Annotated in this window: 22 protein-coding genes; 13 read left to right on the top strand and 9 right to left on the bottom strand. The window is 64.4% G+C overall.

Annotation, left to right across the window (positions count from 1 at the left end; genetic code table 11):
- Nucleotides 1-4 precede the first annotated feature (4 nt).
- The 4 genes from AC0NIL_RS07710 to AC0NIL_RS07695 all read left to right on the top strand — a co-directional run bounded on the left by AC0NIL_RS07710 (nt 5) and on the right by AC0NIL_RS07695 (nt 4,502).
- Entirely contained in the window at nt 5-358 is a 354-nt protein-coding gene (locus AC0NIL_RS07710; RefSeq protein ID WP_275954419.1) for a cupin domain-containing protein, read from the top strand.
- A gap of 148 nt (nt 359-506) precedes the next feature.
- Complete coding sequence (locus AC0NIL_RS07705) at nt 507-1,970, top strand: aldehyde dehydrogenase family protein (RefSeq protein ID WP_275954276.1); 1,464 nt, start codon at nt 507-509, stop codon at nt 1,968-1,970.
- Between the two features lie 10 nt (nt 1,971-1,980).
- Nucleotides 1,981-3,024 carry a tartrate dehydrogenase gene (locus AC0NIL_RS07700; RefSeq protein WP_275954277.1) on the top strand — a complete coding sequence of 348 codons (1,044 nt, stop codon included), beginning with the start codon at nt 1,981-1,983 and terminating at the stop codon, nt 3,022-3,024.
- 17 nt (nt 3,025-3,041) lie between these two features.
- Nucleotides 3,042-4,502, top strand: a complete 1,461-nt coding sequence (locus AC0NIL_RS07695) for an NAD-dependent succinate-semialdehyde dehydrogenase (RefSeq protein WP_275954278.1) — start codon at nt 3,042-3,044, stop codon at nt 4,500-4,502.
- 36 nt (nt 4,503-4,538) lie between these two features.
- Here the strand turns inward: AC0NIL_RS07695 and AC0NIL_RS07690 are convergent, their stop codons facing one another.
- Nucleotides 4,539-5,813, bottom strand: coding sequence for an NAD(P)/FAD-dependent oxidoreductase (locus AC0NIL_RS07690; protein ID WP_275954279.1), 1,275 nt, complete (start codon nt 5,811-5,813; stop codon nt 4,539-4,541).
- 17 nt (nt 5,814-5,830) lie between these two features.
- On the bottom strand, nt 5,831-6,499 hold the full coding sequence (locus tag AC0NIL_RS07685) for a haloacid dehalogenase type II (RefSeq protein WP_275954280.1): 669 nt from the start codon (nt 6,497-6,499) through the stop codon (nt 5,831-5,833).
- Between the two features lie 320 nt (nt 6,500-6,819).
- Here AC0NIL_RS07685 and AC0NIL_RS07680 point away from each other — a divergent pair, with 320 nt between their 5' ends.
- The 7 genes from AC0NIL_RS07680 (at nt 6,820) to AC0NIL_RS07650 (ending at nt 15,213) form a co-directional block, all read left to right on the top strand.
- A complete protein-coding gene (locus tag AC0NIL_RS07680) occupies nt 6,820-7,659 on the top strand; it encodes a GNAT family N-acetyltransferase (RefSeq protein WP_473572656.1) in 840 nt (279 codons plus the stop codon).
- A 13-nt stretch (nt 7,660-7,672) separates the two neighbouring features.
- Nucleotides 7,673-9,046, top strand: a complete 1,374-nt coding sequence (locus AC0NIL_RS07675) for an aminotransferase class III-fold pyridoxal phosphate-dependent enzyme (RefSeq protein WP_473572657.1) — start codon at nt 7,673-7,675, stop codon at nt 9,044-9,046.
- 266 nt (nt 9,047-9,312) lie between these two features.
- Nucleotides 9,313-10,005 carry an HAD-IA family hydrolase gene (locus AC0NIL_RS07670; protein WP_473572672.1) on the top strand — a complete coding sequence of 231 codons (693 nt, stop codon included), beginning with the start codon at nt 9,313-9,315 and terminating at the stop codon, nt 10,003-10,005.
- Between the two features lie 63 nt (nt 10,006-10,068).
- On the top strand, nt 10,069-11,679 hold the full coding sequence (locus AC0NIL_RS07665; RefSeq protein ID WP_275954284.1) for an ABC transporter substrate-binding protein: 1,611 nt from the start codon (nt 10,069-10,071) through the stop codon (nt 11,677-11,679).
- An 83-nt stretch (nt 11,680-11,762) separates the two neighbouring features.
- Nucleotides 11,763-12,713 carry an ABC transporter permease gene (locus AC0NIL_RS07660; protein WP_275954285.1) on the top strand — a complete coding sequence of 317 codons (951 nt, stop codon included), beginning with the start codon at nt 11,763-11,765 and terminating at the stop codon, nt 12,711-12,713.
- A gap of 2 nt (nt 12,714-12,715) precedes the next feature.
- Nucleotides 12,716-13,561, top strand: coding sequence for an ABC transporter permease (locus AC0NIL_RS07655; RefSeq protein ID WP_275954286.1), 846 nt, complete (start codon nt 12,716-12,718; stop codon nt 13,559-13,561).
- Nucleotides 13,558-15,213, top strand: coding sequence for an ABC transporter ATP-binding protein (locus AC0NIL_RS07650; protein WP_473572658.1), 1,656 nt, complete (start codon nt 13,558-13,560; stop codon nt 15,211-15,213). Before AC0NIL_RS07655 ends, AC0NIL_RS07650 begins: the two co-directional genes overlap by 4 nt.
- On the opposite strand, the gene AC0NIL_RS07645 is transcribed toward AC0NIL_RS07650, so the two are convergent.
- On the bottom strand, nt 15,214-15,690 hold the full coding sequence (locus AC0NIL_RS07645; RefSeq protein ID WP_275954288.1) for an Lrp/AsnC family transcriptional regulator: 477 nt from the start codon (nt 15,688-15,690) through the stop codon (nt 15,214-15,216). It abuts the gene before it with no gap.
- A gap of 57 nt (nt 15,691-15,747) precedes the next feature.
- A complete protein-coding gene (locus tag AC0NIL_RS07640) occupies nt 15,748-17,823 on the bottom strand; it encodes an NADH:flavin oxidoreductase (protein ID WP_275954289.1) in 2,076 nt (691 codons plus the stop codon).
- Between the two features lie 72 nt (nt 17,824-17,895).
- On the opposite strand from AC0NIL_RS07640, the gene AC0NIL_RS07635 reads away from it, so the two are divergent.
- Entirely contained in the window at nt 17,896-18,837 is a 942-nt protein-coding gene (locus AC0NIL_RS07635; protein ID WP_473572659.1) for a LysR substrate-binding domain-containing protein, read from the top strand.
- A gap of 38 nt (nt 18,838-18,875) precedes the next feature.
- Here the strand turns inward: AC0NIL_RS07635 and AC0NIL_RS07630 are convergent, their stop codons facing one another.
- Nucleotides 18,876-19,352, bottom strand: coding sequence for an Lrp/AsnC family transcriptional regulator (locus tag AC0NIL_RS07630; protein WP_473572660.1), 477 nt, complete (start codon nt 19,350-19,352; stop codon nt 18,876-18,878).
- Nucleotides 19,353-19,575: 223 nt separating this feature from the next.
- On the opposite strand from AC0NIL_RS07630, the gene AC0NIL_RS07625 reads away from it, so the two are divergent.
- Nucleotides 19,576-20,901 carry an NAD(P)/FAD-dependent oxidoreductase gene (locus tag AC0NIL_RS07625; RefSeq protein ID WP_473572661.1) on the top strand — a complete coding sequence of 442 codons (1,326 nt, stop codon included), beginning with the start codon at nt 19,576-19,578 and terminating at the stop codon, nt 20,899-20,901.
- Nucleotides 20,902-20,939: 38 nt separating this feature from the next.
- On the opposite strand, the gene AC0NIL_RS07620 is transcribed toward AC0NIL_RS07625, so the two are convergent.
- The 4 genes from AC0NIL_RS07620 to AC0NIL_RS07605 are packed head-to-tail and all read right to left on the bottom strand — an operon-like array spanning nt 20,940 to nt 26,671.
- Nucleotides 20,940-22,307, bottom strand: a complete 1,368-nt coding sequence (locus tag AC0NIL_RS07620) for an FAD/NAD(P)-dependent oxidoreductase (protein WP_473572662.1) — start codon at nt 22,305-22,307, stop codon at nt 20,940-20,942.
- A complete protein-coding gene (locus AC0NIL_RS07615; protein ID WP_473572663.1) occupies nt 22,304-22,606 on the bottom strand; it encodes a (2Fe-2S)-binding protein in 303 nt (100 codons plus the stop codon). Before AC0NIL_RS07615 ends, AC0NIL_RS07620 begins: the two co-directional genes overlap by 4 nt.
- The gene (locus tag AC0NIL_RS07610; protein ID WP_473572664.1) at nt 22,603-24,588 is read right to left on the bottom strand and encodes a hydantoinase B/oxoprolinase family protein; all 1,986 of its coding nucleotides are present in this window, start codon (nt 24,586-24,588) and stop codon (nt 22,603-22,605) included. Before AC0NIL_RS07610 ends, AC0NIL_RS07615 begins: the two co-directional genes overlap by 4 nt.
- Nucleotides 24,589-24,592: 4 nt before the next feature.
- Nucleotides 24,593-26,671, bottom strand: coding sequence for a hydantoinase/oxoprolinase family protein (locus tag AC0NIL_RS07605; protein ID WP_473572665.1), 2,079 nt, complete (start codon nt 26,669-26,671; stop codon nt 24,593-24,595).
- Nucleotides 26,672-26,746 lie beyond the last annotated feature (75 nt).

Here is a 26,746-nt window from a genome sequence, read left to right as displayed (position 1 = left end):
TCCCTTGTCCCTGCTCAAGACCGTCGATACCAGCCCTGCTTTCCAGCCGCGTGAATCCGGGGCGCTGCCCGAACGGCTGATTTCCGGCAACCCTGGCTTCAAGACCTGGGCGCAGGATGTCGCCAAGGACGACCTCGTCCATACCGGCGTCTGGGAGGCGACGCCTGGGGAAACGCGCTCGATCAAGGGCGAGACTTTCGAGTTCTGCCACATCCTCTCGGGCGTGATCGAAATCACGCCCGACGGCGGCAAGCCGGTGACCTACCGCGCCGGCGACAGCTTCGTGATGAAGCCTGGCTTCACCGGGGTTTGGAAGACCATCGAAACGGTGCGCAAGATCTACGTAGCCGTAGGGTAACGGGTGCGCGGAGGCGCCGGCCTCCGCAACAGATTTTGCCGTCTGTCATCGCCGGCACACAACAATCATCCGCGACCGATCGTCGAACGGTGCATGCTGCGCGCGTGCTCGCGCTAGGCTTCTCCGGAACAACTGAGAGTAGGCGCCCATGGGCCTGAGCTTCGACCCGGATACCGTCTCCCTTCCCGTCGGCCATTTCATCGGCGGCGAGCTGATCGCGGCCGAGGATGCGATCGAGATGCGCCGACCGTCGGACGGCAAGGCATATGCCGCCTGCCCGGTGGCCGGCGGCGATATGGTCGACCGTGCCGTGGAAAGCGCCAAAGCGGCGCTGAAGGCGAGCAACTGGGGCGGCGTTCGGCCACGCGAACGGACGAAGGCCCTCCAGGCCTGGGCCGACCTGATTGAGGCGGAAGCCGAAACGCTGGCCAGGATCGAGGCGCTGTGCTCCACCCGGCCCGTTGGCCAGCTCGTTGCCGGCGACATCGCCATCACCGCCGAGCAGATTCGCTTCTTTGCCGAATTCGCCGACAAGGAAGGCGGCGAGCTCGTGCCGACCGACGACGCCACTCTCGGCATGATCATGAGCGAGCCCTATGGCGTGGTCGGCGCGATCACACCCTGGAATTTTCCCATCTCGATGGCCGGATGGAAGCTTGGTCCGGCATTGGCCGCCGGCAATGCGGTGGTGCTGAAGCCATCGGAAATGACGCCCTTTTCGGCAGTCTATATGGCACAGCTCGCCGTTAAAGCGGGCCTGCCGGCAGGGCTCATAAACGTCGTGCTTGGAGACGGTCCGACGACCGGCACGGCGCTGACCGGCCATGCCGAGATCGCCAAGATTAGCTTCACCGGCTCGACCCGCGCCGGATCGGCAATCATGGAGAACGTGGCCCGCACCGGCGTCAAACCGATGACGCTGGAACTCGGCGGCAAGAGCCCGCAGATCGTCTTTGCCGATACCGATCTGGAGAAGGCGGCGACGGCCATCGCCAGCAGCGTCACCTTCAATGCCGGCCAGGCCTGCGTCGCCGGCACGCGCTTGATCGTCGAGAGGTGCGTGGCCGACAGGCTGACGGCCGCCATCCTAGAGAAGATGAAGGCGGTGCGGCCCGGCCCAACCTGGGACGCGGCGACGCAGTATTCGCCTGTTATCTCGGAGCGGCAGCGGGCGCGTGTCGACAGCATCGTGCGGGCCGCCGTCGCTGCGGGGGGCGAATGCCTGACCGGTGGCATCGTCATGGACAGCGCAGGCTATTTCTACCAGCCGACATTGATCGCCGATGTCGACCAGGCCAGTCCGGCGATCGTCGAGGAAATCTTCGGCCCGGTCCTGACCATCCAGACCTTCGAGACCGAGGAAGAGGCGCTGGCGCTGTCCAGCCATCCAACCTACGGACTGGCTTCCGGCCTGTTCACCTCAGACCTATCCCGCACCATCCGCTTTGCGCGCAAGCTTGAGGCGGGCACAGTCTGGGTCAACCGCTACAGCCGCTCGCGCGACCATATCCTGCCGACCGGCGGCTACAAGCGCTCCGGCATCGGCAAGGATCTCGGCCGCGAGGCCTATCTCGCAAACCGCAGGACCAAGAGCGTCCTGATCAGCCTCTAGAGAGATGCCGATGAAGTCCTATTCGATCGCCCTGATCCCCGGTGACGGCATCGGCAGCGACGTGACCGCCGCCGCCTGGACGGTGCTGGAAACGGTGGCCGAAAACTTCGGCTTTGCCCTGGTGGGCACCGAATTCCCCTGGTCCTGCAAATTCTACAAGGATACCGGCCGCATGATGCCCGACGACGGCATCGAGATCTTGCGCGGCTTCGACGCCATCCTGCTCGGCGCCGTCGGTTGGCCGGCGGAGGTGCCGGATTCCGTTTCGCTGCACGGCCTGCTGCTGCCGATCCGCAAGGCATTCGTGCAGTACGCCAACATCCGGCCGCATCGCTTGCTGCCGGGCGTCACCGGCCCGCTGCGGGCGGAAGGTTTCGACATATTGTGCATCCGTGAGAACACCGAGGGCGAATATTCCGGCGCCGGCGGGCGCGTGCATCAAGGCACGCTGGATGAGGTCGCTGTCGAGACCTCGATCTTCACCCGTGCCGGCGTCGAGCGCATCCTGCGCTTCGGCTTCGAGCAGGCGCGGTCGCGTCAGGGCAAGCTGGCCTCCGTCACCAAGTCCAATGCGCAGAAATATTCGATGGTGTTCTGGGACGAGATCACGCGAAAGCTGGCTGCGGAGTACTCTGACGTCGCCGTGACCAGCTATCATGTCGATGCGCTCGCCGCGCGCATGATCATGGCGCCGGAGAGCCTCGACGTGGTCGTCGCCTCCAACCTATTCGGCGATATCCTCACCGACATCGGCGCGGCGATCCAGGGCGGGCTCGGTTACGCCGCCTCGGCCAACATCAATCCCGACCGGTCGGCGCCATCCATGTTCGAGCCGGTGCACGGCTCGGCGCCCGACATCGCGCATCTGGGCATCGCCAACCCGATCGCCACCATCTGGTCAGGCGCCATGATGCTCGATCATCTCGGCGAGAAAGATGCATCCGGACGCGTCATGAAGGCGGTCGAAGCCGCAACCGCCAGAGGCATAGGCACCATTCCCGGCAAGGACCGGACGGAAGCCATCACCGCCGCTGTCGTGGCGGCACTCACCTGATTGCAAGGTCGTTTTCGATGAAAAACCTGAAAGATAAAAATCTCCTTCGCGAAGCCGGCCTGATTGGCGGCAAGTGGGTCGCTGCAGGCTCCGGTGGGACGGTCGATGTCATCGATCCCGCAACCCAGGCAGCGATCGGCACGGTCCCTGATATGGCCGGTTCGGAAACGCGTGCGGCTATAGAGGCCGCCGCGTCCGCCTATGCGAATTGGAAGAAGAAGACCAACGCCGAGCGCGGCGCCCTGCTGGAAGCCTGGCACGGCCTGATGCTGGCTCATCTGGACGATCTTGCGCTGATACTGACCACCGAACAGGGCAAGCCGCTGGACGAGGCCAAGGGCGAGATCCGCTACGGCGCTTCCTTCGTCAAATGGTTCGCCGAGGAAGCGCGCCGCATCAATGGCCACACCATCCCCTCGCCCACGTCCGACCGGCGCATCATCGTGCTGAAGGAACCGGTAGGCGTGTGCGGCATCATCACGCCGTGGAATTTTCCCAATGCGATGATCACCCGCAAGGTCGCGCCGGCACTGGCCGCCGGCTGCACGGTGGTGATCAAGCCGTCCGAGTTCACCCCCTATTCGGCGCTGGCGCTCGGTGTGCTGGCGGAGCGCGCCGGCATCCCCGCCGGTGTTATCAACATCGTCACCGGCATGCCGACAGAAATCGGCAACGAGATCATGGCGAACGAGGCCGTCCGCAAGATCTCCTTCACCGGCTCGACACGTGTCGGTTCGCTGCTGATGCGCGGGGCGGCCGACAGCGTGAAACGGCTCAGCCTCGAACTCGGCGGCAACGCACCCTTCATCGTCTTCGACGACGCCGATCTCGATCTCGCCATCGAGGGTGCGCTGGTCTCCAAGTTCCGCAATGGCGGCCAGACCTGCGTCTGCGCCAACCGCATCCTCGTCCAGGCCGGTGTCTATGAGACCTTCGCCACGAAGCTTTCTGCTCGCGTCAACGCCATGACGGTGGGGCCGGGCACGCAGCCCGGCGTCGCCATCGGGCCGATGATCAACATGGCGGCGGTCGAAAAGATCAACCGCCATGTCGAGGACGCGCTCGCTAAGGGTGCTGCGATCATCACCGAGAAGCCGGCGCTGCCGGACGGTCCTCAATATGTCGCGCCGCTGGTGCTGACCGGCGCCACGAAAGACATGCAGCTTGCCGGTGAGGAAACGTTCGGTCCGGTCGCACCGCTTTTCCGGTTCGAGACGGAAGAGGAAGCGATCACGCTGGCCAACGGCACGCCCTATGGGCTTGCCTCCTACTTCTACACCGAGAATTTGAAACGCGCCTGGCGTGTCGGCGAGGCGCTGGAGTTTGGCATGGTGGGTCTCAACACCGGCTCGGTCTCGATCGAGGTCGCCCCCTTCGGCGGTGTCAAGCTGTCCGGCCTCGGCCGCGAGGGTGCGCAGGCCGGCATCGAGGAATATCTCGAGATGAAAACGTTCCACATGGGAATAGGCAGTAGGTAATAGGCAGTAGGGAATTGGGAGACACCGCCCTACTGCCTATCTCATCCGGTCGAGCGCCTTGTAGTAGAGGCCGACCATCGGCAGGAACCAGGGCTTGCCGGAATAGCCGGGAATAGCAGGCCATTCGAGCCCCTTCATCGGATTGCGGTCCTCGCGGCCGAGCATGGCATCGGCCAGGATCATGCCGAGATGGGTGGAAAGCTGTGCGCCGTGGCCGGAATAGCCCATCGCGAACCAGACACCGTCATGGTAACCGGCCCGCGGAAAGCGGTCCTTGGTCATGTCGACTAGCCCGCCCCAGCAATAGTCGATCTCGACCTTGGCGAGCTGCGGAAAGATCGCCGCGAGGCCTGCCCGCAATATCTCTCCGCTCTTGGCATCGGAGCGCTGGTCCGATGTCGCCGAAAAGCGTGCGCGGCCGCCGAAGATCAGCCGGTTATCCGGCGACAGCCGGAAATAATTGCCGATGTTCATCGAGGTCACGCATGTCCGGTTGCCCGGCATGATGGCGGCGATCTCGGCGTCGTTCAACGGCCGCGTGGCGATGATGAAGCTGCCGACGGAGATGATCCGGCGGCGGAAATAGCCGAAATCAGGCGTCGTGTAGGCGCCGGTCGCCACCAGCACATTGTCGGCGCTGATCCGGCCACGCGAGGTGGTCAGCTCATGCCTGCCGCCGACCTGCTTGCGGTCGGTGACCGCCGCGTTCTCGTGGATTACGGCGCCGTGGCGGGCGGCTGAAGTGGCGAGACCCGCCACATAGCGGCCCATATGCATCATGGCGCTCTTCTTCGACAGCATCGCGCCGTGGAAAGGTGAACCGATCTCGGACTTGAGATCCGCCGCCGACAGCAGCGCGGTATCGGGATCCACCTCGGCATGAAGGCCTTCGAAATTGCGGGCGATTGACGCAAAATGCTGCGGCTTGGAGGCGAGCTTCAGCTTGCCGGCGCGTCGGAAGTTGCAGTCGATGCCTTCCTCCGCAACCAGAGCCTCTATGGTGTCGACGGAGGCGTCCAGAGCGCGATAAAGCGCGATTGCTCGCTCCTTGCCGAGCTCCGCCTTGGCGGAGAGATAGCCGTGGGCGAGGCCATTGTTGAGGTGCCCGCCATTGCGGCCGGATGCGCCCCAGCCCACACGTTCCGCCTCCAGGACGACGACCTTGGCGCCGGCCTTCGCCAGTTGGCGCGCGGCGGCGAGACCGGTGAAGCCGCCGCCTATGATGGCGGCATCGTAATGCCCCTCGACCGGGCCTTGCGCCCCGCCGGAAAAGACCGGGGCCGTGTCGTGCCAGTAGGAGACGAACTTCATTGGCAATCCGCCTGTTTCTAAAGACCGACCACGCCTGCAAGACCCGAAATGTCCGATATTTCGACATAGCCATAGTACGGGTTGGCGGGTTCGTGGCCACGATTGACCCATACCTTGTTCTTGATGCCGAGATCGTGTGCCGACATCAGATCGTAGCGGAAAGACGACGAGCAGTGGAGGATATCCTCGGGGCCGCAACCCAGCCTGTCGAACATGTATTCGAAGGCTTGGAAGCGGGGCTTGTAAGCCTGCGCCTGCTCGGCCGTGTAGACGGCATGGAACGGCGCACCGAGCTTTTCGACATTGGACATGATCTGCGCATCCATCGCATTGGACAGGATGACCAGCGGAATTTCCTTGGCGACCTTCGCCAGGCCGGCCGGAACGTCGGCGTGCGGCCCCCAGGTCGGGACACGCTCATAGACCACTCTGGCATCGTCGGCGCTGAAGGCGACGCCGTTGCGCTTGCAGGTGCGCTCGAGCGCATTGTGGACGACGTCGGCATAGGGCTTCCAGTCGCCCATGATCTCGTCGAGCCGATACGCCGCGAAGTTCTTGATGAACTCCTGCATGCGCGGCTCATCGAGCCGGCTGCCATAGAGATCGCGCGCCGCTTCCGCCATCTGGAAAAAGGTCAACGTGCCGTAGCAGTCGAAGGTGATGTATTTGGGCCTGAAGGTAGCCATGTCCGTCGATCTCCGGTGGAAGCACATCCGCGCTGGGATGTATTTCATCATAGGACGGCCGGTGACGACCCACCTGACCGAAATCGCCCTTCCGAAAGCAGAAAGTTCCGTATCCGCCATCCGGTTTGGCACGCTGTAGCATCTGGATTACCGATTGCGGCGCCGCGATCGGCGTGAAACGCATCCGCCGCGGACGATGCCAGCACAAGATGCGGCGCACCGCTTGTGCTACGGCGAAAGATACCGCCGAAGCCAATGCCTTCAGATGATCTGCGGCGCGCCGATGGCCGAGACTTGGGCACTAGACGGAAGGATGCCTCATGCAGCAGGGCGAGATCGAACTCCAGACCTTCGGGCCGGACCATATCGAGGGCGCCGTAATGCTTTCTCGCCAGGAGAATTGGCCGCATCGTGCGCAGGACTGGCAGATGGCGCTGCAGCTCTCGAACGGCGCGGTCGCGCTCGACGAGCAGGGCCGCGTCACCGGAACCATCCTGGTAACGCCCTACGGCGCGGATTGCGCCATGATTAACATGGTGATCGTCGACAGGAATGTGCGGGGCAAGGGGCTTGGGCGCCGGCTGATGGATCAGGCCTTCGCACTTGCCGGCGACCGTCCGTTGCGGCTCGTCGCGACAGCGGACGGCATGCCTCTCTATGAAAAGCTCGGCTTCGTGCCGTCCGGTACGATCCGGCAACATCAGGGCAGCGTTGCCAGACTTAGTGCGCCCGGCGGCGTGGAAGCTGCGGGCATCGCCGATCTCCCGGAAATCAAGGCGCTGGACCGCGACGCCTATGGCGCCGACCGTGAAACACTGATCGATGCGCTGGCGGAGCGCGGCCAATTCGCGGTCATCCGCCGCAACGGCGCCATCGAGGCGTATGCCGCGATCCGCCCGTTCGGACGCGGCGAGGTGATTGGTCCGGTCATCGCGGGAAGTACCGACGAGGCCAAGGCTCTGATCGGCTTCTTCGCCGCGCCGCATCACGGCGCCTTCCTGCGCGTCGATACCGGCAGCGGGACCGGCATCGCCGGCTGGCTCGAGGAAATCGGCCTCGCCCATGTCGGCGGCGGCGTGGCCATGGACCGTCCACCCAAGACGAACATGGAACAGGCCAGAGCGAAAGTTTACGCCCTCGCCAACCAGGCGCTGGGCTAGTCCGGAGGATAGAATGCTCGCCAATTCCCTGATCGAACTCGACCGCGCCCATCTCATCCACCCGGTCTCTTCATACCGTGGTCATGAGGCGCAAGGCGTGCACGTCTTGAAATCGGCGAAGGGGGCGACCGTGACCGATGCGTCCGGCCGGCAACTTCTCGACGGCTTCGCGGGGCTGTGGTGCGTCAATGCCGGCTACGGCCATGACAGCATCGTCGAGGCGGCGGCCCGGCAGATGCGCGAGCTTCCCTACGCCACCGCCTATTTCGACCTCGGCTCGGAGCCGGCCATCCGGCTCGCCTCGGAGCTGGCCGAGCGCACGCCAGGCGATCTCAACCACGTCTTTTTCACGCTTGGCGGGTCGGACGCGGTCGACAGCACGATCCGTTTCGTCCGCTACTACTGGAATGCCAGGGGCGAGCCGAAGCGCGACCAGTTCATTTCCATCGAGCAGGGCTATCACGGATCATCGGTGGTCGGCGCCGGCCTGACCGCCCTGCCCGCCTTTCACGCCGGTTTTGGCATTCCCTTCGAATGGCAACACAAGATCCCGTCCCCCTATCCCTATCGCAACCCGGTCGGCGAGGACGGCAACGCGATCATCGCCGCATCGCGCGCCGCGCTGAAGGCCAAGATCGAGGCGATCGGACCGGAGCGGGTCGCTGCCTTCTATGCCGAGCCGATCCAGGGTTCGGGCGGCGTCATCGTGCCACCGAAAGGTTGGATCAAGGCGATGCGCGAGCTCTGCCGGGAGTACGGCATCCTGTTCATCGCCGACGAGGTGATCACCGGTTTCGGCCGCACGGGACCCTTGTTCGCCTGCACCGATGAGGACATCGTTCCCGATTTCATGACGGCCGCGAAGGGGCTGACCTCGGGCTATGTTCCCATGGGCGCCGTGTTCATGGCCGATCATGTCTACGACGTCATCGCCGATGGCGCGGGCGCCTCGGCGGTCGGCCACGGCTACACCTATTCCGCCCACCCCGTCAGCGCCGCCGTCGCGCTCGAAGTGTTGAAGCTCTACGAAGACGGCCTGTTGGAGAATGGCATCAAGGCCGGCGCTCGCCTGATGGCGGGCCTGGAGGGCCTGAGGGATCATCCGCTGGTCGGCGATGTACGCGGTCGCGGTATGCTTGCCGCCGTCGAACTGGTGGTCGACAAACAGAAGAAGACACCGCTTCCGGCGTCGGCCATGCCGGCGCGGCGTGTCTTCGACAGGGCGTGGGACAACGGCCTGATCATCCGTGCCTTTGCGCATGGGGTTGTCGGCTATGCACCGCCGCTCTGCTGCACCGACAGCGACATCGACGCGATCATCGAGCGCACGCGCCGGACGCTCGACCAGACACTGGACGATCCCGACGTCCGGCAGGCCCTGGCATGACGGCGGACGAATACCATGTGTTTCGAAATAGCGCCGGGGAGACGATTTCGCAATTTTGTGCCGCCCCCTCGCGCCTTTTCGGCGAATCCAGCGCGGGGGAAGTGCCAGACTGCTCATAAGACAAGGCCAGAAAGCCCGGATTTCGGGGCCTTCGAAAAGGGCCTACGCCCCGGACAGCACGGAATTTTGTTCTGTTCAACACATGCAATTCGGCCGCGCGCAGAGGAGACCCAGTCTTGGCCAGGGGCTTTAGCGAATTCAAATACATGACCTTCGATGTGGTCGGCACGCTGATCGACTTCGAAGGCGGCATCACGACTTGCCTGGCCGGGATTGCCGCCGAGGCCGGCGTTTCGCTCGATGGCGAGGAGGCGCTGAGCCTTTACCGGCAAGCCCGCTACATGCCCGATGCAGGCCTGTTTCCCGACGATCTCCTACGTGTCTACATGGTCATCGCGCCACGGCTCGGCCTGCCGGCCGAGGAGAAATACGGCATCCGCCTGCGCGACTCCGCCAGCGCCTGGCAAGGCTTCCCCGACAGCGCGGAGGCATTGGCCGAGCTTGCGAAATCGCACCGGCTGATTGCCATGACCAATGCCCGGCGCTGGGCGCTCGATCATTTCGAGAAGCAGCTTGGTTCGCCGTTCTTCGCCACATTTACAGCCGACGATACAGGCACAGAGAAACCGGACCCGGCCTTCTTCCAGAAGGTCTTCGATTTCGTCGCCTCAAGGGGCGACAGCAAGGACGACATCCTGCACGTCGCGCAAAGCCAGTACCACGATATCGGCATATCCCGGGCGCTTGGCATGACCAATTGCTGGATCGAGCGCCGGCATGCCCAGAAGGGCTATGGCGGCACGATCGAGCCCGAGCGCTTCACCACGCCGGACTACCACTTCAATTCAATGGCGGCCCTTGCCGCCGCTGTGCGGGAAAGTCTGAAGGAACGAACCTGAGCCCAAGCCCGGAAAGCCGCGTCAAGACGAGCAAGCCGGAAAACAAACAGAAAGGGGAATGATATGACCGACAAGATCACGAACTGGACCAGTGCAGACGATGCCATGGTCGAAAATGCCATTCGGCGGGGCGCGAGCCGCCGCGAACTCCTCAAGATGCTGCTGGCCGGCGGCGCCGCGGTTGCCGCGGGCAGCATGGTGCTTGGCCGCGCCACCAATGCCGTCGCCGCCACGCCGGTTTCCGGCGGCAGCTTCAAGGCTGCCGGCTGGTCGTCCTCGACCGCCGACACGCTCGATCCGGCAAAGGCGTCGCTGTCGACCGACTATGTCCGCTGCTGTTCGCTCTACAACCGCCTGACGTTCCTCGACAAGGATGGTGTCACGCAGATGGAGCTGGCCGAAAGCTTCGACAGCAAGGACGCCAAGACCTGGACGGTGAAGCTGCGCAAGGGCGTCACCTTCCATGACGGCAAGGCCCTCACCGCCGACGACGTCGTCTTCTCGATGAAGCGCCATCTCGATCCGGCGGTCGGTTCCAAGGTCGCGAAGATCGCCGCGCAGATGACCGGCTTCAAGGCGGTCGACAAGTCGACCGTGGAAATCACGCTCGCCGATCCGAATGCCGACCTCCCGACCATCCTGGCGTTGCATCACTTCATGATCGTCGCCGATGGCACCACCGACTTCTCCAAAGGCAACGGCACCGGCGCCTTCGTGCTGCAAACGTTCGAGCCGGGCGTGCGGTCGGTCGTCACCAAGAACAAGAACTACTGGAAATCAGGCCAGCCCTATCTCGACTCGTTCGAATTCATCGCCATCAGCGACGACAGCGCCCGCGTCAACGCCCTGCTTTCCGGCGACATCAACTTCGCCGCCTCGATCAATCCGCGCGCGATGAAGCTTATCGGCGGCCAGCAGGGCTTCGAACTGTCGAAGACGACCTCGGGCAACTACACCGACCTCAACATCCGGCTCGACATGGATCCCGGCAACAAGGCCGACTTCGTGGCCGGCATGAAATACCTCGTCAATCGCGAGCAGATCGTCAAATCGGCGTTGCGCGGCCTTGGCGAAGTCGGCAACGACCAGCCCGTCTCGCCGGCGAACATCTTCCACAATGCCGACCTCAAGCCGAAGGCCTTCGACCCGGACAAGGCCAAGTTCCACTTCCAGAAGTCGGGCCTGCTCGGTCAATCCATCCCCGTCGTCGCCTCCGATGCCGCGACCTCGTCGATCGACATGGCGGTGATCATCCAGGCCGCCGGCGCCGATATCGGCATGAAGCTCGACGTGCAGCGTGTCCCGTCCGACGGCTACTGGGACAATTACTGGCTCAAGGCGCCTGTCCATTTCGGCAACATCAATCCACGCCCGACGCCGGACATCCTGTTCTCGCTCCTCTACGCCTCCAACGCGCCTTGGAACGAAAGCCAGTACAAGTCGGAGAAGTTCGACAAGCTGATGATCGAGGCGCGCGGCTCGCTCGACCAGGCCAAGCGCAAGGAAATCTACGGCCAGATGCAGGCCATGATCTCCGAGGAGGCCGGCACCATCATCCCGGCCTACATTTCCAACGTGGATGCCCTCTCCAGCAAGGTGAAGGGTTTGGAAGCGAACCCGCTCGGTGGCATGATGGGCTACGCAATGGCGGAATATCTCTGGCTCGAAGCCTGAGAGGCGCCTGCCAGGGACCGCTGGTCCCTGGCACCTTATTGCGCCAACATGGCTTGGCCGAACGCAACCGCAGGAGCGCTTCCATGACGTCTGGGGTTCTAAACCTCGTGTTGAAGCGGCTGGCGATCGCGGTCGTCACGCTTCTGATCGTCCTGTTCGCCGTTTTTTTCGCCACCAGCATGCTGCCCGGCGACACCGCGTCGATCCTGCTTGGCCAGGCGGCGACCCCGGAAGCCGTCGCCGGCCTGCGCGAGGCCATGCATCTCAACGATCCGGCAATCCTGCGCTTCCTGCGCTGGCTTCTCGGCCTGCTCCATGGTGACCTCGGCACCTCCTATGCCAATGAGATGCCGGTCGCGGCGCTGATCGGCGGGCGCTTCGTCAACACCCTGGAGCTCGCCGGCATCACCACGCTGCTCTCGGTGCCGCTGGCGCTGACGCTCGGCATCACCGCCGCGATGTTGCGCGGCTCCCTCTACGATCGCACCGTCACCGTTCTTTCGATCGGCGTCATCTCCGTGCCGGAATTCATGGTCGCGACGCTCGCGGTCCTGCTCTTCGCTGTCTATCTCAAATGGCTGCCGGCGCTGTCCTCGGTCAATGAGGCGCATACGCTGACCGACCTCGTGCGCATCTATGCGATGCCCGTGATCACGCTCACCTTCGTCATCTCCGCCCAGATGATCCGCATGACCCGCGCCGCGGTGATCGAAACGCTCTCCACGCCTTATGTCGAGATGGCGCTTCTCAAAGGCGCCTCACGCGGCCGCATGGTGCTCAAGCACGCACTTCCCAATGCGCTCGGGCCGATCGTCAACGCGGTTGCGCTGTCTTTGTCCTATCTGGTCGGCGGCGTCATCATCGTGGAGACGATCTTCAACTATCCAGGCATCGCCAAGCTGATGGTCGATGCTGTCGCGACCCGCGACCTGCCGCTGATCCAGAGCTGTGCGATGATCTTCTGCCTTGGCTATCTCTTGCTCATCACCGTCGCCGACATCATCGCCATCATGTCCAACCCGAGGCTCAGGTGACGATGGCGCGCGTAGCAGCTTTCCCACGGTCCTTCGTGGGCCACAGCTACAATCTCGTGGGCGTCATGGCCGCGCTGGTCATTCTGACGTGGACGCTGATCGCCATCTTCGCGCCCTATATCATTCCCCATTCGATCGGCGACATCGTCGACGACGATTATTTCGGTCCGATGCGTCAGGGCTTGTGGCTCGGCTCGGACTATCTGGGGCGCGACATGCTCTCGCGGGTGCTGATGGGCGCGCGCTATACCGTCGGCATATCGCTCGCCGCCGTCGCCATCGCCTGCTTTTCCGGCGTGGTGCTGGGGATGATCGCGGCCGTCACCGGCGGCTGGCTCGACAGTTGCCTCAGCCGCTTCCTCGACGCCATGAACTCCATCCCCAGCAAGCTGTTCGGCCTTGTCGTCGTTGCCGCCGTCGGCTCGTCGATCCCGGCGCTGATCCTGACGCTCGCCGTCATTTATATACCCGGCGCCTACCGTTTCGCGCGAGCGCTCGCTGTCAACATCAACAGCATGGACTTCATGACCGTCGCCCGCGTCCGCGGCGAAAGCACCGCCTATCTCATCGGCTCCGAGATCCTGCCCAACATCATCCGCCCGGTGCTGGCCGACTTCGGCCTGCGCTTCGTCTTCATCGTGCTCCTGCTCTCCGGCCTGTCCTTCCTCGGGCTCGGCCTGCAGCCGCCGCTCGCCGACTGGGGCGCGCTGGTGCGCGAGAACATCGGCGGCCTGCCCTTCGCAGCTCCCGCCGTCATCGTTCCCTCGCTGGCGATCGCCAGCCTCACCATCAGCGTCAACCTGCTGATCGACAACCTGCCGCAGAAAATCAGGGACAGGGACGCATGAGCAATCTCGTCGAAGTCAGGAACCTGAAGATCGAGGCGAGGACCGACGCCGGACGTATCGTCGAAATCATCAAGGGCGTCAGCCTCGACATCGCCGATGGCGAGATCGTCGCCCTGATCGGCGAGAGCGGTTCCGGCAAGACGACCATCGCGCTCTCGCTGATGGGCTATGCGCGGCCTGGCTGCCGGATTACCGGCGGCGAGATCAATGTCAACGGCAAGAACATGGCGGCGCTTTCTGAAAAGCAACGCGCAAGGTTGCGCGGCACCGACATTGCCTATGTGCCGCAAAGTGCCGCCGCCTCCTTCAACCCCTCGTCCACCATCATGGAGCAGGTGATCGAGGTTACGCGCATCCACGGGCTGATGCCGCCCGAGCAGGCGCGAAAGCGAGCGGTCGAGCTGTTCCGGGCTTTGTCGCTGCCGGATCCGGAAGAGATCGGCGCGCGTTATCCACACCAGGTTTCGGGCGGGCAATTGCAGCGGCTGTCGGCGGCCATGGCGCTCATCGGCGATCCCAAGCTGATGATCTTCGACGAGCCGACGACTGCACTCGACGTGACGACACAGATCGACGTGCTGAAGGCATTCAAGTCGGTCATGCGGGCGGGCGGGATAGCAGGTGTCTACGTTTCCCACGACCTCGCCGTGGTCGCCCAGATCGCCGACCGCATTGTTGTGCTGAAGAGCGGTGAAGTGCAGGAGACCGGCACCACGGCTCAGATACTTTCGGCTGCCCAGCACCCCTATACGCGCGAACTGCTGGCTGCCTTCGAGCCGAAACCCCGGCAAGCGCATGCGGACGCGGATGCCGGGACGAAGCCGCTGCTGCGCATCGACAATGTGACCGCCGGCTATGGCGCGGTGCGGGCCGACGGACTGCCGCTTATCCGCGCCGTCAATTCCGTCAGTCTGGTCGTCGAGAAGGGACGCAATCTCGGCGTCATCGGTGAATCCGGCTGCGGAAAATCGACGCTGGCGCGCGTCATCGCCGGCATCCATCCGGCGGCGGCCGGCGACATCGTCTTCGACGGCAAGGAGCTGGAGCGCACCGCCAAGAAACGCAGCCAGGACCAGCTGCGCGAGATGCAGATCGTGTTCCAATATGCCGATACCGCGCTCAATCCAGCCAAGCCGGTGGAGGACATCATAGCCCGCCCGCTTGCCTTCTATCACCGGCTCGACAGACAGGCGCGCTCGAAGCGCGTCGACGAACTGCTCGACATGGTTCGCCTGCCCAGGACACTGCGCTACCGCCGCCCGTCGGAGCTCTCGGGCGGCCAGAAGCAGCGCGTGAACTTCGCGCGCGCCTTGGCGGCCGACCCCAAGCTCATCATCTGCGACGAAATCACCTCGGCGCTCGACACGGTGGTGGCAGCGGCCGTGATCGAACTGCTCAAGGAGCTGCAGCGCGAGTTGGGCCTTTCCTACATTTTCATCAGCCACGACCTCTCGGTCGTCGAAGCGATCTGCGACGAGATCGTGGTCATGTATAATGGGCAGCGCGTGGAGCACATCACGCCCGACAGGTTGCAGGCACCCACCCACCCTTATTCCAAGCTGCTGTTCTCCTCCGTGCCGAAGCTCGATCCGACGTGGCTCGACGGCCTCGTCCGAGATCCCGAGCTCGTCAGCCAGTATGGCCATCGCTGACTACAAGGGAAACAGGCTGGGCAGCGGCATGTGCGCCTTGACGATGGGAGACTTCAGCACCACGAAGCTGAAATACTTGTCGATGCCGATATCCATGTCGCTCAGCCGCTCCATGATCTCCTGATACTCGCCGATGCCGGCCGCCACGAATTTCATCAGATAGTCGTAACGGGCGGAAACGCGGTGGCATTCGACGGCCGCATCGATCTTGTCGACGGCGGCAAGGAAACGCGCGAAGTCGATCTGACGATGGTTCTTGAGCGTGATTTCCGTGAAGACGGTGAGCGTCCGCCCCAGCTTTGCGATGTCGATCTGCGCCGAATAACGCACGATATAGCCTTCGGCATGCAGCTTCTTTACCCGCATCAGGCATGGACTGGGGGAGAGATTGACCCGCTCCGCCAGTTCCACATTTGTGATGCGGCCGTTCTTCTGCAGCTCATACAGAATCTTGATGTCGACCCGATCGAGTTTCATCGGCTAACGTGCTTCCTGTCAGGGGAATCAGCCTGCCCCGGTCGGCTTTCACCCTGTCTACAATTGCGAGCCGAGCCGATAGGCCTCATAGATCGACGAGTAGATGTCCCGGCTGGCAACTGCGTCTCCAATGCGGTGCAGGACGAACGATCCGGCAGCCTGGGGACCATTGTCCCGCTTCGTTTCCGTTCCTGTCATCAGTGCTATGTCGGTGACGCCGTTATTGGCTGAGCGCGCCCGCAATTCCTGGTAGATATCCTCCATGGGTGCCGTGCCGCGCTCTACAATGAGTTGGGCTGCCATCATTTCCGTTTCGACACCGGTGAGCTCATGCCGGAACGTGGCGGCGATGCCGTTGCCCTGGCGCGCCGCCTTGACCAGGCGTACATCGCTGACGATCCGGATGCCGCGTTGCGCGGCGCGTTTGCGAAAACTCACCCGGTCCGGATAGGGCGTCTCGATCGCCAGCGTGTCATCCGCTATGGCCAAGCTGACCACGCGCCCCGGACGGGCAAGATGCAAGGCGCAGGAAACCGCGGCCTGGCGCCCAGTCTCATCGTAGATCAGCACATCGTCCTTCGCCGGCACGGCCCCGGTCAGGACGTCCCAGACGTTGTCGCAATGCTCAGTGCCCTCCAGCCGTTCCATATCGGGAACGCCGCCGGTGGCAACGATGACCGCATCCGGTTGGTCGGCGAGGACGATCTCTGCGTCCGCATAGATGTTGAGACAGACTTCCACGCCAAGCCGCGCGAGTTCGTCGACGCGCCAGTCGACTATGCCGATGAGATCCTTGCGATCGGACGCCGAGGCCGCGACGAGCACTTGCCCACCAAGCCTCGCTCCGGCTTCGAGCAGCCTCACTCTGTGGCCACGCTCGGCGGCAACCCTTGCCGCTTCCATCCCACCCGGACCTCCGCCGACCACGACCACCCGTTTCGGCGTTTCAGCCCGCACGATGATATGGCTGATGATCGTTTCATGGCCGCTGGCCGGATTGTGAATGCACTGCACCTTCTTGTACAGGCAGTAGGACGCGCCGACACACGGGCGAATGCGTTCTTCTTCTCCGCGCATCACCTTGTTGACGATATGGGGGTCGGCAATATGCGCCCGGGTCATGCCGACCAGATCGACAAGGTTTTCGCGGATGGCATGCCGCGCCGTGGCTATGTCCCGAATGCCCGCGGCGTGCATCACGGGCAGCCTGGTTTCCCGTTTGAACTGCCCGACCAGCGGCAAAAACGGCGCGCTCTGGCTGAACATGCCGGGCATGTTCTGCTCAGCCAGCGACAGGTCGGTGTCCATGCGGCCAAAGATGCAATTGAAGAAGTCGATGTGGCCTTCCCGTTCGAACAGCCTGGCGAAGGCAAGGCATTCCTCGAAATCCGACCCATCCTCGACCGCCTCGTCGATCACGAACCGGATGCCGATGGCGAAATCGTTGCCCACCGCGCGGCGGATCGCCTCGTGAACCATCAGGCCGAAGCGCGCGCGGTTTTCCAGCGAGCCGCCAAAACCATCCGTGCGTCTGTTCGTTCTGAACGATAGGAATTGACCGATCAGATGACCGCCGGTGACGGTTTCGACGCCATCCAGACCGCCGTCCACGCAGCGCCTTGCGGCACTGGCGTAATCCTTGATGATCCTATCGATGTCGGCTGCGTCCATCTCCTTTGGAAAATTCCGGTTTCGCGTCTCGCGAACGCGTGACGGCGCCACCGGCGGCAGCCAGTTCCCGGCATAGGCGGTGGCGCGCCGGCCAAGGTGTGAGACCTGGCACATGACGGCAGCGCCATGGCGATGCACCCGCTGCGACAGCGACTGGAGATGAGGCACGATGCGGTCGGTCGAAAGGTCCAGTTGACCGCCGCCCCAGCTCGAATCGGGCGACGTCATGGCCGAGCCGCCCACCATGGTCATCGCCAGCCCGCCGCGCGCTTTCTCCTCATGATAGCGCTGGTAGCGCTCGAGCGGCAGGCCGCCATCGTCCAGCATCGAGGCATGGCTGGTGCTGACGACACGGTTGCGCAGCGTCAGACCCTTGAGCCGAAACGGCTGAAGCAGAGGATCGCTGGATGTGCTGCCTGTTTGAGATGCCGCTGCCTTCACGTCCTGCTCCGCCCCATTCATGAGGGTTATAGTTTGCCATTTCCGGGGTCCTAGAAAGCTTGTAAATTGTTGGGGTAGCTATACGCTGGGCGTATGGCTGGTTTCGCAAAACTCGTTCCCTCCGCGCGCGGACTGCTTGTCTTCGAAGCCGCTGTCCGGTCGGGTAGCTTCACGGCCGCGGCGCGCGAGTTCAACGTCACCCAACCATCGATCAGCCGCAGCATTGCGCAACTCGAGGCCGATTTTGGTGTTCCTCTTTTCACGCGGGGTCCAGCGGGGTTGATCACGACCCCGGACGGACGTGCACTCTATTCGGCGGTCCGGGAGGGATTTGACGGCATCGCGGAGGTGATCCGGAGGATCAAGCAGAACAGCGCTGCAAAGCCCGTCGTCACCCTTTCTCTTTCGAGTTCTCTGGCAACCTATTGGTTCGTTCCCAGGTTAGGGGCTTTCAACACGAGGTTTCCCGACGTCGACCTGAGGTTCGAACTGATCGCGGGCGTTCTGCGAGGACCAGCCGAGAACGTCGACCTTGCCACGAGAATCCTGGCCGACGACGACACCCACCATCACCACTGGGCATTCTCGCCGGAAATCATCGTTCCGGTATGCAGCCCATCCTATTTGTCGGCCCACGGCCGGCTGATCCATGCCGGAACCGGGGAAGGTCATGCCTTGCTTCACCTGACCGACGCCAAGGAGCAGTGGCTGGACGCCTGGGGCAGTGTGGCGGACCGCAAGACCAGCAAGGCAAAGTGGCTCGAATTCTCGGACTACGCGGTCGTGCTTCAAGCCGCGATGAACGGGGAAGGCGTGGCGCTCGGCTGGCTCAGCAACGTTTCAAGGGCGTTGCTTCAGGGAACCCTTGTTCCGGCCTCGGACAGACAGATCAAGACGGGCCGGGTCCATCAGCTGATTGCACCGCGCTCAAGGCCGGTACGACCTGTCGTCTCCGATATTCGCGCGTGGATGATCGCCGAGATGCAAGCCGAATTGAAAGCACTGCACCCGATCTTGCGGCTGGACACCTGGTAGCGGACTGCAGGCGCCAAGCGCGGCGCGGCAATCGCTGACTACCTCGGAAACAGGCTGGGCAGCGGCATGTGCGCCTTGACGATGGGAGACTTCAGCACCACGAAGCTGAAATACTTGTCGATGCCGATATCCATGTCGGTCAACCGCTCCATGATGGTTTGGTACTCGGCTATGCCGGCGGTCACGAATTTCATCAAATAATCGTAGCCGCCCGACACAAGGTGGCACTCGATGACCTGGTCGATCTTCTCCACGACGGCGAGAAATCGGGCGAAGTCCACCTGGCGGTGGTTTTTCAAGGTGATTTCGGTGAACACGGTCAGCGTCGGGCCGAGCTTGCCGATGTTGACTTGGGCGGAATAGCCTTCGATGTAACCCTCCGATTGGAGCTTCTTGACCCGCATTAGGCAGGGGCTGGGCGACAGATGCACCAGTTGGGCCAATTCGACGTTGGTGACGCGGCCGTTCTTCTGCAGTTCGTAGAGAATCTTGATGTCGATCCGATCCAGTTTCACGACCATCTCCAGAGAAAGCACGCCACAGCACAAAATGCCGTCTTGCCAATGAGCATCGACAGTACCACGACCTGCCGGTCTGTCCATCCGAGCCGATCCACTTGAAACGCAGCGGCTCCCGATTTCGACCGAGGTTCCGGAATAAAATTCTGCGTCGGCCTCAACTGCGGCAGCGGCTGCCTGCGCAACCCGCTAGATTGGAGCCTTAGGCAGAGAGAGGACCATGCGCGCGCCGCTGCAGCACATCGAGACGTCGGACGAACTGCCACAATCCGCGGACGCGGTGGTGATCGGCGGCGGCATCGTCGGTGTCTTCGCCGCCTACTATCTGGCCAGGCGCGGTATGAACGTCGCGCTTGTCGAAAAGGGACGCATCGGCGCCGAACAATCCTCCAGGAACTGGGGATGGTGCCGGCAGCAGAACCGCGACGCCCGCGAGCTGCCGATGGCGACTCGAAGCCTCGATCTGTGGGAGCGCTTTGCGGCGGAAACCGGCGAGGAAACCGGCTTTCGCCGCTGCGGCCTGCTCTATCTCAGCAATGACGAGGCGGAACTGGCCGGCTGGGCGCGCTGGCGTGACTTCGCCAGAACGGCCGGCGTCACCACGCACATGCTTGAAGGCGCCGAAGCCAGCGAGCGTGGCCGTGCCACGGGCCGGACCTGGAAAGGCGGCGTCTTCTCGCCGACCGACGGCACCGCCGATCCGTCGCGGGCCGCGCCCGCGGTCGCCCGGGCCATCCTCAGGCTCGGCGGCAGCGTGCACCAGAATTGCGCGGCGCGCGGCATCGAGACCGAGGGCGGGCGTCTGAGCGCTGTTGTTACGGAAAGCGGAACGATCCTGACGAAGATGGCGGTGCTGGCCGGCGGCGCCTGGGCCTCCTCGTTTTGCCATCAGTTCGGGTTCCGCTTTCCGCAGGCTTCGATCCGCTCCTCCATCCTGTCCGTCTCGCCGGGCGCGGAGGGCCTTCCGGATGCGTTGCACACGGCAAGGATTTCGGCCACGCGCCGTGGCGACGGCGGCTACACGCTCGCCATAAGCGGACGCGGCCGCGTGGATGTGACGCCGCAACAGATGCGCTTCTCCTCGCGGTTCCTGCCCATGTTCCTCAAGCGCTGGCGAAGTCTCGCGCCGGGCGGCCTGCAGGGCATGCGCTCGGGCCACGAAACGCTCCGGCACTGGCGGCTCGACCAGCCGACGCCGATGGAGCGGATGCGCATCCTTGATCCGGCCCCGGACGAGGCGACCATCCACCTGACCCATGCCCGGGCGCTCGAACTTCTGCCGGCACTGCGCCAGACCAGGATCAGCGCGGCCTGGGCCGGCTACATCGACAGCACGCCGGACGGCGTGCCTGCCATCGGCGGGATCGATACCGTTCCGGGTTTCTTCCTGGCTGCCGGGTTTTCGGGACACGGCTTCGGCATCGGACCCGGCGCCGGACACCTTGTCGCCGATCTGGTGACTGGCTCCAAACCGATCGTCGATCCGAAGTCCTACGATCCCCAGCGCTTCGACGCTTCGGCCTGGGGGAAGGTCGCCGATTTCTAAGACCTGATCCGTGCCGACATCCAGCCTCCGGGACCGCATCAGCCTTCCCGGAGAAAGGCGCCGATAGGCGCAGGCCGCACAGGAGCCTGCCCACGAAACCGGCCGACCGCGTCGGGCGTGCAACCGGCCTGCCCCGCCACAAGTTCAACTGCGGCCAACTGGCAATAGCGCCCCTGGCAGCGGCCCATGCCGACGCGCGACAGCGACTTCACCCGGTTGGCCTCGCCGCCGCCGAAACCCGCACTCTGGCGTACGGCTCCGGCAGTCACGTTCTCGCAGCGGCAGACGATCGCGTCGTCGGGAAGTGTGCTCACCATCTCGGACGGCCAGGGAAAGGCACGCGCCAGACCGCGGGCAAAGCGCTCGAGCCGCGCGAGCCTACGCAGGTCGACACTGACGGACGGCGCTGGGCGGCCGAGGTCGGAAAGGCACGCCGCCGCCGCAAGGCGCCCGGCGATCTCCGCCCCGTCAGCCCCGAGGAGGCGAACTCCATCGCCCGCAAGATAGACGCCGTTGCCGGCCCGCCCCATCCGGTCGATCTTCGGCAGCCATTGCCGCCACTGCTCGTCGTAGGTGAAAGCGCATCCGACAAGGTCGGCCAGATGCGTCTCCGCCCGCAGGTGCCAGCCCACGCCTATCATGTCGCATGGAGTGAGGTGCTGCCTTCCGCCGGCGTCGCGCCAACACATCGCCGTGACACCTTGGCCGTCGGCCTCGATACGTTCGAGCGCAACGCCCGCATGATAGCGACCGCCGAGCCTTGCCCGCATTGCCAGACCGCGCAGCGTGACGAGCGGCCGGGCGGCAAGTTCCCAAAGCCCTCGCATTTGCTGATGCCAAGGTGAGGTGTCGAGCATCGCTGCCAGATCTGCTCCGGCTTTGACGAGTTGGGCACCGACCAGTGTCAGCAAAGGCCCCGATCCGATCAGCACGATCCGCCGTCCCAGCGCCACGCCCTGCGCCTTGAGCGCGATCTGCGCCGCGCCAAGGCTGTAGACGCCGGCGCTCTGCCAGCCCGGAACCGGCGCGACACGGTCGGATGCGCCGGTTGCAAGGATCAGACGGTCATAGCTGACTAGCTGCACGCCGCCCTCCCCCAACACGTGCAGCCGCCCCTCTTGCACGGCCATGACCGAGCTGCTGGCGCAATGGGTGAGTCGCCCGCCCGCCGCCAGCCGGTCGAAGAGCGCATGCAGCGCGCGTGCCTTCGCCGCCTCCGACCCATAGATCTGCTCCGGCGTGCGGACGAACCCGACCGGCGGGCGACGATAGATCTGGCCGCCGGCGCGATTGCCTTCGTCGATCACCACTGGATGGAGTCCGACCTCGACGAGCGCCGCGGCCGCCCTTATGCCGGCGGGACCGGCACCGACGATCACGACCCGTGGCGATAAGGTCTCGCTCACGGCCAGCTCTCAGGCGGCGTCGTGCGCAGCCGCACGGCGTCAGTGATAGAGGTCGAGCATGCCCGCAGGCGCGGTCCTTTCTCTTGCCAGACCCAGCAATCCTGGCAGGCTCCCATCAAGCAGAAACCGGCGCGCGGTTCTGGTCCGAACTCGGACATTCGCAATGCGTGCCCTGACGCCAGCATGGCGGTCAGCACAGTGTCGCCCGCCAAAGCTCTGCACATCTGCCCGTCGAGATAGAAATGCACCTCTGCGCGGTCGAACTCGGCCAGCCGGACGAAGCGGCCAGCGATGATCATTCCGCGGCCTCTCGCACGGGGCGAGGAAGCGGCAGTTCGGGGAAGCGTTCGCAAACGGCATCGAACGCCGCCTGGACACCTTCCGGCCCGGAGCGCCCCTTCATGCGGCGGAAGATTTCCGTCTTGGTGAAGAACCGCCAGTGGATGGGCAAGGCATCCAGGACAGCGTGGAGCCGGTCGTAGGCCGCCAGCGTCCATTGTGCTTCGTAGCCTTCGCGCTCCGGGCCGAAATCGAAATGGCCGGCCGATGGCTCATTGGTTGCGCGTAGCTGCTCCGTCGCCTGCTCGTCGGCCGCACCGTCGCGGATGACGACGCCGTAGTCGCGTTCGGCAGCTGTCGGCGAGAGATAGCCGCGCCGCACATCCTGCGCGACCCGCCAGGGCTCGCGTTGATGCGGATCGCCGCGCCCGCCGCCTCCGGCGGAGCGGATCTCGAGCACGTCGCCGGGCTGCAGCACCGCCGTGTCGATGTTGCCCAGCCGCCGCTCGTGCTCGGTCCCCGGATTGACGATCATATCCGACAAGCCGGCCGCCTTGCCCCCCAGCACGCCCCAGGGACGGAAGAAGCTGCGGTCCCGGTTACGCGCCGTGATCCTGGAATCGGGGGCGAAGACGCGGAAGGCCATCTCGGTTGCCAGCCCGCCGCGCCAACGCCCTGCCCCGCCACTGTCCCTGGCGAGCCCGTATTTCACGAATTCGACCGGGGTCTCGGTCTCGGTGATCTCGATCGGCGTGTTCTTGAGATAGGCGGCATCGGCGCCCGATCCGTTGGTGCCGTCGCGATGCGGCATCGCCCCGCCGCCGCCGACCACCGGGTTCACCGCCGTGATGACGGTCCGGTAGGTGCGCTCGTCCGTGGTCATGACGTTGACGATGCAGTTGTTGCCGGCCGGGGCCGCAGGCAGGCGCTCGGGCACTGCTTGCGAGAAGGCGCCGAAGATGACCGACCGCAGCCGGGCGCAGGTGAGTGAGCGCATGCCCACGGCGGCGGGGTGGACCGGGTTCAGCACCGAGCCCCAAGGCGCGATGCAGGTAAACGGCCGGGTCAGGCCAGTGTTGAGCAGGAGCTTCGGGTTGAGCGTGTAGAGCACGTAGTAGACGCCAACCAGCAGCATGGTGTGTCGCGGGTCGCCGCCCGAAGGCACGTTGAGCGAGGAGCCGAGCTGCGGATCGGAGCCGGTGAAGTCGAGTACCGCCTCGTCGCCCCTGATCGTCAGCGTCAGCTTCAGCCGGCACGGATTGGCCTCGACCGAATCCTCGTCGGCATAGTCGCAGAATTCCCATGTGCCGTCGGGCATGGAGCGCAGCACGTCGCGCGCCTGCGCTTCCGCTTGGTCGAGAAGCGCTGAAACACCTTCGATGAAGCCGGCCTTGCCGAACTTTCTCACCATTGCCTGGATCTTGCGCTCGCCGGTGTTGAGCGCCCCGACCAGCGCCTTGATGTCGCCGATGTTGAGGTCGGGCTTGCGCACGTTGGTGCTCATGATCCGCAGGATCGTCTCGTCGAAGACGCCCCCTCTCACCAGCTTCATGGGCGGAAAGCGGATGCCTTCCTGGTGGATTTCGGTCAGCGCCCGGCTGAGCGAAGCCGGCACTGCGCCACCCATGTCGGTGTTGTGGATATGCCCGCCGGTCCAGGCGACGATCTCGTCGTCGACGAAGACCGGCTTCCACAGATGCGTGTCGGGTGCGTGCGTGGCGACGTGGCCGGAATAGGGATCGTTGGTGAAGGCAACATCTCCCGGCCGGTAGTCGCCGACCATCGCGATCGCGCGGTGATAGGACAACCCCGGATACCAGGTGGCGCCGAGTTCCATCGGCACGGCGAAGGTCGCGCCGGAACGGTCCATCAGCATCACGGTAAAGTCCTGCGTCTCCTTGACGAAGGCGGAGTGCGCGGTGCGGTGCAACGTGTGGGCCATGTTCTCGGCGGCCGCGCGGGCATGGTTCGCCAAAACCTGAAGGTTTGTCCGGTCAAACATGGCGTCACTCCGCGAAGGTCAGCAAAAGGTTGAGATGGCGATCGACCCGTGCCTGCGCTCCCGCGGGAATGGCGAAGGTGGTGTCTTCCTGAACGACCACGGCAGGCCCGTGGAACGTGCTGCCCGGCACCAGGGCTTGCCGGTCATGGAGGTCGACGGTCTCGACGCTCACGCCCGTGTAGACCGGGAGCCGGCGCGCCGGAATGGCCGGAGCATCGATCTCGTCGATCTCCGGGAGGGAAAGTTTCGGCCCGGCGCCTATGGCCGACAGCCGGGCATTCACAAGCTCGATCTCGCCCTCCGGGTCGTGGAAATCGTAGAGCCGCTCATGGGTGAGGTGGAAGGCCTGCGCGATGGCGGCGACATTGCCGTCCGCCAGCCATTCCGGCAGAAGGATGACCTCGATCTCATAGCTCTGCCCGACATAGCGCATGTCGCAGGTGAGACTGAGCTCCGCCGCCGCATCGTGCCCCTGCGCCGCAAGCCAGTCGCGCCCCTCACGCGCCAGCGCCTCGAAAGCCTCGCGAATTCCGGCAAGCGACACGGCCGACAGTGGGCTGAAGATGGTGCGGATGAAGTCGCCGCGCAGGTCCGCCACCAGCCCGCCCAGCGCCGACACCACGCCTGGCCGGCGCGGCGCCATGACGCGCTTCATCCCGAGTTCGCGGGCAAGGAAGGTGCCGAGCATCGGCCCTCCGCCGCCGAACGGCATCAGCGTGAAATCGCGCAAGTCCACGCCGGCGCGCGAGGCGAGCTTCTCGACCTCTACGAACATTTCCGACACAGCGATGTCGAGGATCGCCTGCGCAGCCTGCTCAATGGGGCGGCCGAGCCGGGCGGCAAGCTCGCCGACGGCACGATGCGCCAGGCCGGTATCGATCCGCAACTGGCCATAGGCCATCTCGCTGTGGCCGAGCCATCCGCACACCACCATGGCGTCCGTCACCGTCGGCCTCTCGCCGCCACGGCCGTAGCATGCCGGTCCTGGCGTCGAACCGGCCGATTCCGGTCCGACCCGCAGCACCCCCTGCGCATCGACACTGGCGATCGAGCCGCCGCCGACACCGATCGAGCTCACCGATACGGAAGGGATATGGAGCGGGAATTCGCCGATCAGTTCGCCTGTGCCGAACTGCGGCTCGCCACCGATGATGAGCGCGAAGTCCGCCGAGGTGCCGCCGATGTCGAGGGTAAGAACCTTGTCTTCGCCTGCCTGACGCGCCAGCCACGAGGCGCCGATGACGCCGGAGGCCGTTCCCGACAGCAGCATGTTCACGCAGGCGTGCTTGCCTTCGGCAGCGTTCATCAGCCCGCCGTTCGACTTGGTCAGCATGGGGCGGGCTGGCGCGCCGAGACCCTTCAGCCGCTCCTCCAGCGCCGTCAGATAGCCCGCGACGCGCGGATGGACATAGCCGTTGAGAATGGCGGTCGAGCTGCGCTCGTATTCGCGGATGACCGGCCAGACCTCGGCCGAGCAAAAGACGAAGAGGTCGGGCGCAAGGCGGGTGATCGCCGCTTTCACGGAAGCCTCCTGCGCGGCGTTGCGCCAGGAATGGAGGAAGGCCACGATGATCCCCTGCGCTCCGTTCGCTTTCGCCACGGCCACCGCCCTCTCCACCGCCGCCAGATCCGGTGCCTGGGATTCGCTCCCGTCGGCGCGCATGCGAGCCGGAATGCCGAAGACCATGTCGCGCGAGATCAGCGGGTCCGGCCGCGAGCAGAACAGCGAATACATGTCCGGCATTCGCAGCCGCGCGAGCTCGATCACATCCTCGAAGCCGGCATTGGTGAACAGCGCGAGCGGCGCGCCCTTGCGTTGGATGACCGTGTTGATGCCGACGGTCGTGCCGTGCACGAAGCGCGTCATGTGCCTGGGATCAAAGCCTTCGCGCTCAGCCAGAAGGGTGAGGCCCGTCATCAGCTCGGCGCCCGGGTCTTGCGGCGTCGTCAGCACTTTCAGCGAGGCGACACGACCGGAACGGGATTCAAGCGCGCAGAAATCGATGAATGTCCCGCCGATATCGACGCCGACCTTCCAGCCGGCTTCGTTGCGCGCCTCGTCCATCGCGATGGCATCATCCATGATGCGTCCCTTCCTGTCTGCCAACCAAAGCTGACACGACAGGATGGCCAGGGTCCAAGACGTATGACGAGCACG

This window comes from Mesorhizobium sp. WSM1343, from assembly GCF_055901535.1.
The sequence above is the reverse complement of the archived record's forward strand: the minus strand, read 5'-3'. Positions and strand labels throughout refer to the sequence as shown.